Annotated in this window: 13 protein-coding genes; 7 read left to right on the top strand and 6 right to left on the bottom strand. The window is 50.7% G+C overall.

Annotated elements, in window-relative coordinates; all coding sequences use genetic code 11:
• Positions 1–194: 194 nt before the first annotated feature.
• The 4 genes from KBY83_RS07685 (at position 195) to KBY83_RS07675 (ending at position 3,372) form a co-directional block, all read left to right on the top strand.
• The gene (locus KBY83_RS07685) at positions 195–398 is read left to right on the top strand and encodes a hypothetical protein (protein WP_255019011.1); all 204 of its coding nucleotides are present in this window, start codon (positions 195–197) and stop codon (positions 396–398) included.
• Positions 399–1,007: 609 nt separating this feature from the next.
• Positions 1,008–2,108: a glycosyltransferase family 2 protein gene (locus KBY83_RS07680; protein ID WP_255019010.1), complete on the top strand. Its 1,101-nt coding sequence runs from the start codon at positions 1,008–1,010 to the stop codon at positions 2,106–2,108.
• A 255-nt stretch (positions 2,109–2,363) separates the two neighbouring features.
• Complete coding sequence (locus KBY83_RS15405) at positions 2,364–2,621, top strand: Thivi_2564 family membrane protein (RefSeq protein ID WP_315858958.1); 258 nt, start codon at positions 2,364–2,366, stop codon at positions 2,619–2,621.
• A gap of 481 nt (positions 2,622–3,102) precedes the next feature.
• Positions 3,103–3,372, top strand: coding sequence for a ribbon-helix-helix domain-containing protein (locus KBY83_RS07675; RefSeq protein ID WP_255019009.1), 270 nt, complete (start codon positions 3,103–3,105; stop codon positions 3,370–3,372).
• Positions 3,373–3,638: 266 nt separating this feature from the next.
• Here the strand turns inward: KBY83_RS07675 and KBY83_RS15490 are convergent, their stop codons facing one another.
• The 3 genes from KBY83_RS15490 to KBY83_RS15485 all read right to left on the bottom strand — a co-directional run bounded on the left by KBY83_RS15490 (position 3,639) and on the right by KBY83_RS15485 (position 6,361).
• Positions 3,639–3,701 carry a hypothetical protein gene (locus tag KBY83_RS15490; RefSeq protein ID WP_396093670.1) on the bottom strand — a complete coding sequence of 21 codons (63 nt, stop codon included), beginning with the start codon at positions 3,699–3,701 and terminating at the stop codon, positions 3,639–3,641.
• Between the two features lie 1,363 nt (positions 3,702–5,064).
• Positions 5,065–5,412: a hypothetical protein gene (locus tag KBY83_RS07665; RefSeq protein ID WP_255019007.1), complete on the bottom strand. Its 348-nt coding sequence runs from the start codon at positions 5,410–5,412 to the stop codon at positions 5,065–5,067.
• Positions 5,413–5,485: 73 nt separating this feature from the next.
• Entirely contained in the window at positions 5,486–6,361 is an 876-nt protein-coding gene (locus KBY83_RS15485) for a S1C family serine protease (protein WP_396093668.1), read from the bottom strand.
• Positions 6,362–6,668: 307 nt separating this feature from the next.
• Between KBY83_RS15485 and KBY83_RS07660 the strand changes: the two genes are divergently transcribed.
• From KBY83_RS07660 to KBY83_RS07650, 3 genes are all read left to right on the top strand, one after another.
• Complete coding sequence (locus tag KBY83_RS07660; RefSeq protein WP_255019006.1) at positions 6,669–7,316, top strand: C39 family peptidase; 648 nt, start codon at positions 6,669–6,671, stop codon at positions 7,314–7,316.
• Between the two features lie 143 nt (positions 7,317–7,459).
• Positions 7,460–9,538 (top strand): AAA family ATPase, encoded by a 2,079-nt coding sequence (locus KBY83_RS07655; RefSeq protein WP_255019005.1) that lies wholly within the window; start codon positions 7,460–7,462, stop codon positions 9,536–9,538.
• 366 nt (positions 9,539–9,904) lie between these two features.
• Entirely contained in the window at positions 9,905–10,135 is a 231-nt protein-coding gene (locus KBY83_RS07650) for a hypothetical protein (protein WP_255019004.1), read from the top strand.
• Positions 10,136–10,171: 36 nt separating this feature from the next.
• Here the strand turns inward: KBY83_RS07650 and KBY83_RS07645 are convergent, their stop codons facing one another.
• From KBY83_RS07645 to KBY83_RS07635, 3 genes are all read right to left on the bottom strand, one after another.
• Entirely contained in the window at positions 10,172–11,743 is a 1,572-nt protein-coding gene (locus tag KBY83_RS07645) for an ATP-binding protein (RefSeq protein WP_255019003.1), read from the bottom strand.
• A 137-nt stretch (positions 11,744–11,880) separates the two neighbouring features.
• Complete coding sequence (locus KBY83_RS07640) at positions 11,881–12,357, bottom strand: hypothetical protein (RefSeq protein ID WP_255019002.1); 477 nt, start codon at positions 12,355–12,357, stop codon at positions 11,881–11,883.
• A 296-nt stretch (positions 12,358–12,653) separates the two neighbouring features.
• A complete protein-coding gene (locus tag KBY83_RS07635) occupies positions 12,654–13,250 on the bottom strand; it encodes a hypothetical protein (RefSeq protein ID WP_255019001.1) in 597 nt (198 codons plus the stop codon).
• Between the last annotated feature and the right edge of the window lie 112 nt (positions 13,251–13,362).

Below are 13,362 nucleotides of genomic sequence, written 5' to 3'. Positions count from 1 at the left end.
GACTTCATGAAGGCCGCTTCACATCTGAGTCTGGATAGGAGCCAAGATTTCGATCAGCTAGTGCGGCACCCTTGAAGAGACAATCCAGGCTGGGGCTACTGGCCCTGGCGTGAAGGTAGAAACCCTGAGCCGCAGCGATCGCTCCTGGAATGGGTACCTATTGCCCAAGCTCAACGGTGTCCAAGCCGAAGTAGGTGATCAACCAAACGGGCGACTTTCTATTCATCCCAGCGGGCACCACCCACAGGCCGGTAAACCTCAGTGCCAGCGAGGCGGCCATTGCAATCGTGGCCCGCAACGATGCCAACGAGCAAGAGCATGTGGAGCTGCACGCCCCTCCGGGTAAGGCCGAGAGCGCACCAGGTACACCAACCTGTGCAGCACCAGTCCACAAATAGCTATCAGAGCCTGCAGCATCGGGGGAAATGCGGCGCCGCCTAGGTGGGCGATGGGGTAAACGCCGCACCGGCCCTAGCCAATGCTGGCAGGAGCAGCGAAGGCTCTTAGCTCTCTTTCAGTGGTAGTGAATTCATCGATAGTGAATTCATCGCTAATACGCAATTAACGCCGCGTCGAGCTTGACCTTCACGGGCATTCCCCATGCCGCGCTGCCATTAACTACATCACTAGCAAAACAACCAAAGAATCAAATGCTTGCGCTTGACAAGATTGACTGCATAAGCCATTTACAAGATGGCGAATGAGAATCTAGAGCGGCGGGGTTAGGCCTCTGGTTAGCAGATAAACTCCTACGTACAAAAAAAGAAAGATCAAAAGCAAGCCACCAACAAATAATTTCCCATCCATCGGTGGTAGCTGATTTAGTTTTCGCCATCCTATCTAAGCAGAACCGGCCTCATCAGCGCATTAGAGCGGGACGAGAAGGGTTAAGAGGTGCTGCTCCTCAAGCAGATAGACCAGCCCAAGTCATTCAGCTGCAAATCCAAGGTAATGATTGATAGTTCCAGTCCCCCTCCCTAAGGTGAAAGTTCTCCTCAGGTAACTGAGTGTTAATTGGCTGGCTGGAGGTGTCGCTGCTGGTGCGCTGGCTGCTGGGCTGGATTCTGGCCTTGAGTCTGCCGTCCCTTCCGGCCTCCATGCCGCTGCACCAACGAACAGTGTCCGTGTTGATACCTGCCCGAAATGAGGCAGCAACCCTGCCGAATTTACTGGCGGCCCTCAGCAACCAGGTTCTCAGGCCCGCTGAAGTGATCGTGGTCGACGATGACTCCAGCGACGGTACCGCCACCATCGCCCGCCAGAGCGCTGACACCCTTGCGATCAAGGTGATTCAGCCACCTCCTCTTCCCGAAGGCTGGTGCGGCAAGACCTGGGCTCTTCACCACGGGGTGCAGGCCAGCCGGGGGGATGTATTGGTTTTTCTCGACGCCGACACCGAGCCTGCCCCACAGTTCCTGCAGCGGCTGCTCGCCCAACACGAGCAGCAAGGAGGACTGGTCTCGGTACAGCCTTATCACCGCTCAGAGAAGCCCTACGAGCAGCTCTCTCTGCTCTTCAACCTGGTGGGGCTGATGGCGGTAAGGCTGGGGCCGAGCTGTGGGGTCGCCTTCGGGCCAGCGATGGTGAGCAGTCGGGCCGACTATCTGCGCGCCGGCGGCCATGAGGCAGTGGCTGACAAAGTGGTGGAGGATTGGTTCCTAGCCCATCGCTACGAGCAGCTCGGCCTGCCCGTGAGCGCCTGGCTCGGCAGCGATTCGATCGCATATCGCATGTATCCCGGCGGTTTGGCCGACATGGTGGCCGGATTCGATAAGAACTTTGCGACGGCCGCCGGAGAAGTTCGCTGGCCCTGGATGCTGGCGATGCTGCTGTGGCTTTCGGGCCTCTTCTGGGCCGCCTGGTGTCTGCCTGCCGCCTTGCTGGGCTGGCCTCTGGTGGGGACCCACGCGATCGGCCCAAATGCATTGATCTATGGCGCTTTTGCCGTGCAGTTGCTGCTGCTCAGCCGCCGGGTAGGGCGCTTCCATTGGATCAACCTGATCTTTCCGATTCCGGTGCTGTTCTTTCTAGGGGTGTTCATCCTCGCGATCTTCAAGCTCGAGCGAGGGCATGTTGAGTGGAAGGGAAGGCGATTCAAGGCCCGCTGAGGAGCACTAGGAGGCGTGATCTACGGGTTGATACAGCCTTGCGGGCCTGCTGAGGCAGCTCGTGCAAGGTTGCTATGGCTGCTCGATTAGTGGGTATTCAAAAGAGGGCTGATCACACATCTGCTGCCGATCTGCTGATAAAGCTGAATCCCAACAATTTGATGAGCATCATAGAAAAAATGAGCAGTTTTAATGTGCACCCACATGACTTGACAGGGGAAGATCTCTAGCCTGGATGAGCATCCAGGCGCCAAGATGATTTTAGCTAATACTTCAAACCACGACACAAGTTTTAAACCGGAAAAGGAGAAAGTCACGTCGCATTTCTCGCATCACGTCATCGCCCTCGTTTTCGCTGGAATACCGCCACGACCCATCAATAATTACATTCCGATGGATGAAAAGATTAAGCGCATTTTGAACATGACTACGGTCGCCGTGGTCGTCCTATGGATTCTCAACGCAATGGAAGTAATTGACTCCCTCCGCGGGATACATGTTGGCAGGCAATAACTTCCTGCGACCGAGGATTGATTAAATCACAGCAGGGCATTCAACTCAGAAGGATCAGCAAAGGCATAACCGGGCCCATAGAGCCCTAGACGGTCATCGTATAAGTCGCATACTTCTTCGTCGAGCCTCCTATATCCACGGCGCCTCGCCGGCAACCAAGAGGCGCCGTGTCTCGAGCGCTGGCTGTAGCAATTGACTACCGAAAGTTGCGCTTAGCAGCGCATTGATTAGACACTATACCTAGATTATTGTCTTCTTACCTGCTTAGCAATTTTGGCTAAGAGCTAACACGGGAAAAACTGCGGCGCTGTGCCTCACCCTGCAGCAGATTACAAAAATCCACACAAACTTGAGGCCCTGGGCGGCATAAATACTCCAAATAAGTGCAGATTCTCCCAGGGATAAACGAATATGATCATTTCACCACTCGCAAGAGTGTCGCTTCTGCTTAATTTTGCCCCCAGATCGATAAAGTACTGCAATGAACGATAAACTACGAATTCTTCAGCGCCAACCCCGCAGGATCTCAATTACATTAAGCTACAATGTACATGAGGCTTTAATAAAAAGATCAGACGAAGAAGGCCGCTCTGTTTCCAACCTTTGTGCATTCCTGCTTGAAGATGCTTTAAAGGATCAGAGAGATCTGATAGGCATACACGGCCGAGATAATATAGTGGATGGATTGGCCGGTAAAAAGTTGATGCTTAACGGTGATTCCGTGTCTAACGGATTTTCTCGACGACCGTAGAGCATATGGCAATTCAAGCCAAGCAGCTTATGCAAGGCAAAGGGCTGGCTCAAGCGCCCTCCTTAGCCTATTAGGTGCGCGTCACTCTACAGGCTGAATATGTTGCTTTGTCCTACCCGTTGATTTTGCAATATCGACAAAAGCCATTCGCTTTTCAATACAAAACCGGTGGCTTATCACTTCTTACTCATCAGGAGAAAGTAATCTCAGACATTACTGAATCCATAATTGTCTTGAATAAACCTAATCGCAGATTGCTTAATCCCTCAATATCCATAGGCGGAAAAGCGATATCCCCTAGTCGGATCAAATTTTTCCACGGCTCGCATAAGACCCAAATTACCTGCCTGAACAAGATCAATCATGCCAACTTAGCTACCCCTAATCCGAAATCTATATTGCTTGACAACACTAACAATGACCCTGAGGTTATCATTCATTATCCGGACGAAAGTACGGCGTCCCCTTCGCTGTTTGACGCTCGCGATGTTGTCAAAGTCTCGCAATTTTCTATTCATTCGCCCAGGCTCAACCTCTTCCTCTTCACGCAGTAGCGGAATGCCACCATTCGCCTGTTGATAATCACTTAAGCAATCAGCCATGGAGACCAGCGAAGCAACTACGGTCATACTCCTCCAGAAGACTCGATTTTAAAATCAAATCAGCACATATGATTACTTAGTGCCGCGTTGCGCAGCCGCCTGCAGCATTAAATTGACAAGCAGATGGGGGATTGTGGCATATCTCTCACGGCAATGCGGCTATTCAAGCCCTTCAAATCTAGCAACTAAATATAGCGACTAAAATCCACTTAAAATTATCATCGGGCGAATCAGGCGAGGATTAAAAGCCACCAACCATCGTAGGTTCTGGCCGACAGGTAGTCAGCTGGGTATGGCCGCCACCATCGAGGCCTGATCCATACCGGCAATTGCTGGAGGACCACAAGATCAGCCGCAGCATGTCGGCCAAGGGATGCTGCTGGGATAACGCAGTGGTGGAAAGATCACAAGCAGCAGTTCATCTCTGCCCGTACACTCTCCACCACGGGGCCCTGATCACTGTCCAACCAATCGGGGCAACCCCAGCCCGTAGGGCTCAAGGGTTGCATTTGCCACTGCTTTAAGCCAGGTTAGCCGGCCTCAAATACTCCTGAAAATCCTCACCTTTAATGGATGAAAACGACGCAATAGCTGCGCGCAGGAATGCTCATCACTTACCAGAATGAACATCAACTTGCGTCGACTTAAGCTAAAACAGGGGTTAGCCTTCCAGTAAAACCATGACAACTCAGCGAATGAACAATGACGCCAATTAATTATAAACTTTTATCTCTTGCCATTGTCATAGATCAACCAGGGCCCTCACGCAGCCAAGAGCTTTGAGGATTCAGTTTCACCTAGGGGCGCTTGATCTAGGAGCGCTTGTTCTGACTGTAAGCATCAAGAAAAAATATTTCTGACCCTGAATGAAGGCCCAGATCAAAAATGGGTCGCCTGAGATTCGAACTCAGGACCAATCGGTTAAAAGCCAACTGGACATCACTGAAATCCCTTGCAGTGCAGGGGCTCAGTAATAAACCCCCAAACACTCCCCCAAACAAATCATCCGCGACTGGTGGGATTATCTTGGCAGAAAGCGCCCAAAATTCGGGTCTCAGTGGATAAGCAAGGCGAGACGAAAGACCGGCCTTCAGGGCTGATCCGCTCCCCTGCCAGGCACCGAGCTCCCCAGGGCCAGGCCAGCCAGGATGCCTAGTCCCTGGGGAACGGCGGCATCAATGCGGCCCTGGGAGCGGCTACAGAAGTCAGAGGTGAGGAGCTCGGCCGTTAGCCCAGGCGAGGGCTGCTGCGGCGCACCAGGTTCCAATAGGCCTTTGGAGGGTGCCGCATCGATTCGCTGAGCCTGAGGCGGTAGGCCATTCATGCGCACGTATAGCCAACCCATGGCGGTGCAGTTGAGCAGGTCAAACGCCAGGGTGGCCCCCTGAAACCCCAGGATTCCGGTGGAGATCCAGACCACCAGCCGGCGGGAATCCATGGGGATTGAACAACGAACAACCCCATAGGGTTCCAACGCCACAAAACAGAACTTCTATAAGGCTAGAAAGCAGCTAAGTAGGCGAGCGGAAAGCGAAGACCTCAGGCTCAATTTGAACGCGAAGATCACCATCCTGGTCTTCTTGCCAGTTACCATCAAAACGTTGCCCTCCGACATAGACTTCAGCTCCCTTATCAGGGCGAAGATAGATAACTCGCTTTAAACCACTGGCATTGATCAACTGAACCTCAATCCGACCTTGGGAAACACTTCGGCCAGCAATTTGACATCGAGAGCCAACAAGCTGTTGAGACCCAGGGCTTTCCTGGAACCAACAATTAGGTCCGTTTATCTGGGATCGAGCAGGGCCAGCCTGACCAGGGGAGGTCGGCGATGAGAAAGGGGATGGTGAAGGACCAGGACTGCCACCGGAAGAAGCTGAAGGGCCTGAGCTTCCAATGGACCTGCTGAGATAGGCGTCTATTAGAGAGGAAGAAACAGCAAAATTAAGTCCCTCACTGTTATCGAGCTTGAAAGTGGCCATGCCCACAACACAGCCGCTCTTATCGAGAATGGGACCCCCAGAATTCCCGGGATTGATGGGTGCATCAATTTGAAGGATCTGGCCATTATCACGAAGGCTACTTACAACACCTCGTGTAAGGCTGAATTCCAAGCCTTGCGGAGCACCAATCGCAACGACATCAGCCCCTACGCTGGGAGCACTACCTTTTAATACCAAAGCACGTCCACGTACACCCCTAACCTCGAGCAAGGCCAAGTCTGCCTGGGGTGTAGACGCACCAGAATTAGCAACAACAGTTGCAGAATCTTGACTACCGTCAGACCACTTCAACGAAACACTACTTGAGTTCCCGACAACATGGGAGTTTGTTATCAGGTAAGTAGAAGAAGCAGTCTGCCGAATAACGAATGCACTTCCTTCCATTGAGCCAGCACGAACCACTGCAACTCCAGGCTTTGCCCCCTCAAAGAGGGCTTCTGGGGACAATGTCTGGCTAGAGCACGTGGAAGAAGAAGCTGCTGTTGCTCCTTGCTGATACAACCGGGGCCGGCATCCAGGCAGAAGACCAAGGCTCAAGCAAAGGAGTGCAACGTAAGCAAAGCTGGGTCTTGATCGGATGGATACCAAGGCGGAAAGGAGATTTGCTGTTTGGGGTGGGACACAAAGCAAAGCTCAGAGACCTGGGATCGTTACGACCTCGGAACTCTAAAGGGCACACAGCAATAGACAAATGCCTCCCACCCCTAAAGCTTGGGAACTGCACAGGGCTCGAGAACTGTCCAATGGCGAAGCGTTAACGGTTGAACTACCACCAGGGCATCGGGGCCCGATACAGCTAGCCGTTCCCTATTTCAGTCAGCGCGATAGCGCCACAAGCCAAGGCGAGCGCATGTGTTTTTCCTCCAGCTGCGCCATGGCGGCTGCATTCCTAAAACCTGGTTGCCTGACGGGCAAGGGCCAGCCAGATGACCACTACCTCCAGCGGGTACAGAGCTATGGCGACAGCACCAATGCGGCTGCTCAGGTGCAAGCCCTCGCGAGCCTGGGGATCCGAGCCCAGTTCCGCACCAATGGCGATAGCAAGGCGTTGATCCAGCAGCTCACTAAAGGCATCCCCTGCCCGGTGGGCTGGTTGCACCACGGGAGCTTGTCCTCACCAACCGGCGGCGGCCACTGGAGCCTGGTGATGGGCTGGGATCCGAACACCCAGCAGTTTTTGATGCACGACCCCTACGGAGAAGCCGATCTGGTGGCAGGTGGCTTTACCCGCACTGCGATCGCCAGCGGTAAGAGCGTGCGCTATTCCCTTAAAAACTGGGGAGCGCGCTGGCAGGTCGATGCCCCAGGTACCGGGTGGTGGTTGCAAATGAGTCGATAGCGCACCCACCCACCCCACGCGATGATGCTTGGGGCAGAAGCCAACTAAACCTATAGATAAATGGGTGGGAGAGAGCATGCTATGCCGGCGAAGCCAGATTTTTTTGATCCATCAATTAGAATCTGGCACCCATCGGAAATCCCGTGAGAAGGGTCAAGACTGACAAACTGTTTTATGGCGAAGTACTGGTTGATCGCCAGGTATGGGTCTATGCAACGCTAAGTCACTTGAATGAAAAAAGAAAAAGCGATCATGAAAACGAGTTTCAACATAATCAAAGAATCATACTTCAAATAACCAGCTGGAGATTTTTAATTACGCTACTTGGTGAAAGCATAAGCGAACACACTGGATACCAGGACTTCTCGTGGGGAGAAATCCAAACCATATCTTCATCGAAAGACTGGGTGACTATAAATCTGAAAGATAAAATGGTTTTCTCGATAAAACAAGACAAGCCAGACTTGTCATCAATAAAGCTATGGGCGCTTAGCGAAGCAATCAAAACCGAAGAAAAAAATTGTCGAAATCTGGGTGATGCATGGGAGCAAAGTAGACCAATAGATTTGAGATGCGAAACAACAGTGCCGTCCGAAGGCGACTGGACACTTTTACTAAGAAGCTACGGCCTAACATTGAAATACGGTGAGAAACCCAAAAGACTCGAGTGGAACAATAAGCTGAGCATTGCAGTAATCTCAAGAGCATTTTCCAAGAAATACTTGGTAACATCAAGCGATGGAAAGCAGCTGGAACAAACAATAGAAACCGCAAGCTACACACACAACACTGCTAGAAGAGACAGAGAAACAAAAAGCACCAACAGCACTGAGGAAATTCATCCATGCAATAAAGACGAAACAATCAAGACAGAGGTAAAGGAAGGAGAACAGACCTCCAAGAGCCATAAAGCCACGATTCCGAAAAGCTACAAAGTTTCAAGCACAAATAGACAAACAAATCCAGGGTTGAAGAGCCAAGATTACGCCTTAATCGTGCAAGAAATAGCAAATAAGCTAGAAGGGATAGTCGGGCAGGAGGACGCCAAGAAACAAGTGCACGCGATAGTGCGGAATGTTGTGATAAAGCTAGAAAATCCTGAAAAGTCATGGAAGACAGAAAAAGATCATTCCTGCAACATAATTTTTTCTGGAAATCCCGGAACCGGTCGTTCTTCTATCTCAAGAATACTTGCAGAGGGATTCAGGAAACTGGGAATACTTTCGAAAGGAGAAACGATAAAAACCGATTTCTCAGAACTAATAGGGACAACAACAGAGGAAACTGCCTTGAAAACCAAAACTATCATAGAAAGCTCACGCGGCAACGCACTATTCATAGAGAGAATATGCTTGCTGTCTCAAGAGGGAAAAGATACAAAAAAAGATCAAGAGAAAATTAATGCCATGCTGACAACTGTGGACCAAAACAGGGAAGACATTGCAATATTTGCCGCCGGAAATACCGAGGACATACGTGAACTAATTAATTCAAATGGACAAATAAATAAAATATTCAGAGGCAAGCTTTATTTCGCAGACTACACACCAGGAGAGATGAAAAGGATATTTCATGAAATGGCACATGCTGACAAATTCACCGTACATGGCATTTGCGACGCGAACTTGGACGAAATATTTAAAAACATTTCCTCGGCCTCAGGCAAGAGCTTTGAGAATGCAAGAGAAGTCAAAAAAATCTACGAACAAGTCCTGCAAATACAACAAAGACGAATATCCTCGTTGACGTCAATCATGCCATTAGATACCGAGGAAGATGAAGGGTTGGCAGTGATACTACCTTGCGACCTACCTTCGCCAAAAAGCATGCAGCGCATAGAGTACGCGGAAAGCGCGGAAAGAGCTCCTGCCCAAAAAGGCAAAACAGACATTAATGCAATGCCAGATCAGAATGAACCCCATAAAATCAAGGAAATAATTATTAAGGAAATAAAATACCATCGAGCAGTACTTGCTAGCCAGAGAAGGTGGAAAGGCGAGGTCGACCGAAATGGCAAGATTATCAACATGGAAAAATGGATTCGCGAAGGTGTTTATCCATTTTTAATTAATAGCATAAGCATCATGGTCAAGCAGGAGTCGGGATGTGAATTCTTCGAGGCGGAAGCACCCTATTTTCTAATGTCTAACGGGGCGAGATATATTGTAACCCTGGAGCGCCTTGCCAGCGAAATAGAACGAATCGTAGGGAACGATGCCTAAGTAATTAATTTCAATTAAATACAAAAAACGGAGTTTATCTTGTTAGGCGCCCTGAGGTGACACCTTTTCTACACCAATTCGTATGAGAGCTGGTGGAGGAGCAGGTAACCCACACAGCGCTCGGACGCGGCATGGGTATGTGGGATTTGCTCTACAACATTGCAGCACGAAAGTAGGCCGGTAGCTTAGGTACTGGCTCAGATCCTCAGTCGCAGGGCCGAGTGTGTTCTCATGCATGACCCGAAACCAGCTGACGATAGTACTAATACCACCCAGAAGACCTACTTGAAACCGTCGCAGCCGGAACAGGTGAACTGCTTTCAAGTTGTAGAGTGAAAGAACAAAACCTCTTGGGCCTTTAAGTCCATGGAAACCACTCTTCAAAAAGGACGTCCTTTTTTTGATTACCAAAAAATCGAGGACCTTGAAGAAGAACTCGTTAGCGCTCTCTACGCGCAAAGAGCGTTGGAAGAGCAGATTGCTCTATACAAACCTCAAAGCTCGGCACCCAGCGAGCTGATCCAATCATTCATTGACAGCAAGAAGAAAGTTCAAGGAATAGAGTTGGAGATCAGGCGCTTGCGGTACGCGTTATAGGCCTTGATTTTCTCCCAGCTTTTTCCAGGGTAAAAATTATTGATAAGTGGGGCACTTAAGCCCTGGGAAAAGAACCTTGATTTTTACAGCTTCCCTGAGCATCAAGCTTGCTGCCACGCCTGCCAATCGTTCTACCTCCTTTCTGAAGTCGTACCCATGGTGCATGTTCATGGCGTGCGCCGCTTCGTGAATCAGAATTGCAAGAGATTCCGAACCCAAAGGTTCAAGCCAGAAGGCCTGTTCTTCGAGGGCCAATGTTAGTACGTTGTCGATACTCCAGTGGGCTGAGAATTTGGTTGAAGATCCACTACTCAGGGCAACCTTGCCAGTTACACGAGCTTGTGGCGTGGGACACGAAAAAACCAGTTGCTGGCAAAACCAGACAGCAAACGATAAACAAGTCCCCACGTGTTTTTGCCCACCCCTCTGGATGATCCAGTTGGACCGTTCATCGCCAGTAATAAGCTTCTCTGAGACACTGAATCCAGATGCAATGGCTTCAGTGGTTTTCTCTTGCTCATCCTTGCGAACTACTTGCATCGCGGAGGGCACGTAGGCCTTGAGCATTTCTCGGAAGCCGCCACTGGTCTGAGCCGTGTTCACGATTACGACACCTAGTTCGCGAGCATCCTCATCAAATTGGCGTTCACCCATCTTTGGAACAGAACGGGCAATGTTGGTGCCAAAGGCCTGGTCAATGATTTTGCGTTGAACCACCTCATCGCATTTCCGTCCAGCCGTGCCGACCCAATCCTCTTTGATTGTTTCTGGCTGCATCGAATCCAACAAAGTTGGTAGGCAAGCGGTGTGGAGTTTTAGGGGGTAGCCAGACTGGACCGCATCACGGTTGGGGTTCATCGGAACCCGCTGCTGGACATCGCAGTGGAAGCCCATGGTCCACTCCACTGGAGCCACTGGTATTCCCATCTCATAGATGGTTGGCGTTTCATCAGGCCCGGCGTGTACAAGCTGAACAGTGGTCTTCCGGCTGGGTTTTTTCCAGCTCTGGGTTGTGGTGTCGTAGATCTCGGTGGTGAGGCTGGCGGTGATCTCGTGGGCAATGGGCCTTGCGGCGATCACCAAACCATTGACTTCAAGATCGATCCGATATGGGACAAGAAACCGCTTGAAGTAATCGTCGAGCTGGTCGCAGACCTCAGCGGCCCAAGGCATCGACATTTTGACTTTGGTTCCACCAAAAGGAAGCAGCCTCATGCTTTGCCTGCACACCCGTTCGCCGTTCTCTTGCAAGAACTCCAGCCGCTGGGACCCGCTGACCACACTGGCTTGATCGGCAATGCAGAGAGCTTCCTTGAAACCCCGCCCAAAACGGCCCCGCTTGAGATGGCTATCGGTTTTGTTGGTCAGATAGACGACCCGTAGGTCCCCAAGGTTGTCGATACCAGAGCCGTTGTCTTCGCAAACGACCTCAACCTTCCCGTTGGTAAAGAAGTAGCTGAGGCGGATTCGGCCTGACTGCTCATCGGCAAAGGAATCCAGCGAGTTTTGGACCAGCTCCTTGATGAGGTGTTCCGGGGGACGCGCTGCGTTCATCGACGCAAAGCCTTCCGTGCTGATCGAGAGCCAGCCTTGGGTGTTGGTGGTCATGGCTCGCAAAACATTGTTTGATGTGTCTATCACTGATTTACGGCTGCCTTCCTTGGCATACCTTGGGATGTCAAAATAGGGCTCTCAAAGCCTTACCTGCGTTCCTATGTTAGTTGAGACTATAATGTTCAATGGCATCAAGCATCAGAAATTTGTCGGTTGATATTCTCCATAGAGGCTATGACTTCTTCAATTCTGCCTTGCAGGCATTTGATCACAGAGTCCTCAATGCAAATCCCGCAAATCTTAAAAAAGCCTTCCGGGTCTGGCTTGTCTTCTACAATTAAAAAGTGAGTCACCAACAAGGTGAGCGGCAAGGCAACCTTATTTTTAAACCTATCTCCCAGCCAAGAGAGATCAAAGTCTTCATAAATTTTCCTGACTCCCTGATGGGTATCAAGAAACAACCTCAAAGAGGAAATCTTTGATTGAGAGACAAAAGCAGCGAGTGAGGTCTTGTTCTTGTTTATGCCGATGGCAGCTGTGCAGATGCCAAGCTGTTCTCTAGCAATCAGGCACCTTACGGCTGCAATCTCGGGATTGGCGTCCTTTCGCCATTCATCTTGTGCATGGCTAAAAGTGTTTGCGCCTATCTGTAGCATTCCAAAAACCATGCCCGCATCAATGAGCTGATCATCTCTTACTCCTAAGATCAAATCTGGAGTGCCTGCGCTTTCGTATGCGGCTTCCGAAAGAAGCTAGGACATCCTGAAAAGGGTATCTGCGTCATCCCTTCCTTGCTCTTTTGCGAGCACAGCAGCCTTAAGTATGATGCTGGATTTTTCTTCAATAGCTGTTGCATCGGTCTCTTCCCTAATCCATTTCAAGAATTCATTGCACAGTGGCTTTGTCCAAAATGGGAAAAGCCGCGGCTCTCTGTGTTCCTTGGGTTGACTACGAAGCCACATTTCTACTTGCCCCGGATTAATAACTGCTCTATTGTATTCGATTTCTGCTCGAGCTTAATAAATGAATAAATACTAATTCCGAAAAGAAGTAATAACCAGAAAAGAGAAGTTACGGCAACTGTCCTCCATGGAAAGCTCCGACCACGAACAGGGATCTCCTTCTCGTCTGGGCTGTTCTTCTGATTCTTGATCTTGGTGATCAGTACAGGCTCAACCTCTGGTTCCTCCAGGGTCAAGATCAATCGCAGCAGCGCTTCTGGGGTTGCAGGTACGAGGGCTCCACCTGTTTGCTCAACACCCATTGCTGCCGTCAGAGCTGCTCGGCATTGATCCAAACCACCACCAACCCAAAACAGCCCCCAAGCTTTCTTGTGGCGATGCAAGACCACCCACCGCTCGGGCCTTCTGTCGTTGCGGACCAACTGGCAGGCCTTAGCCAATGACCAAGTTCTGCCGCTACTCACTGAGGGCTCAGAAGTCAGCAGGAGCCTGCCTTCTGGGTCTTTGCTGTAGCCCGTGGCGAGCTCAAGAGCAAAGACATCCACGATCTGGACCTTGACCCCCTTCTGGTCAGGGGTCCAGGCGCAGGGCTGATTCAAAGTCTTAGCAAGGGTTGGGCTGTGTCCTGCGCATGACCATCGCCATCAGCGCCGTGATGTCGTGCATCACCGACTGCATCCCGGTGCGGATCGATTGAAAGCCTGCCAGCCG

The sequence above is a fragment of the Cyanobium sp. WKJ7-Wakatipu genome (assembly GCF_024345355.1).
Classification (GTDB): Bacteria; Cyanobacteriota; Cyanobacteriia; order PCC-6307; family Cyanobiaceae; genus Cyanobium_A; species Cyanobium_A usitatum.
This window is presented reverse-complemented; position numbering and strand designations above follow the sequence as displayed.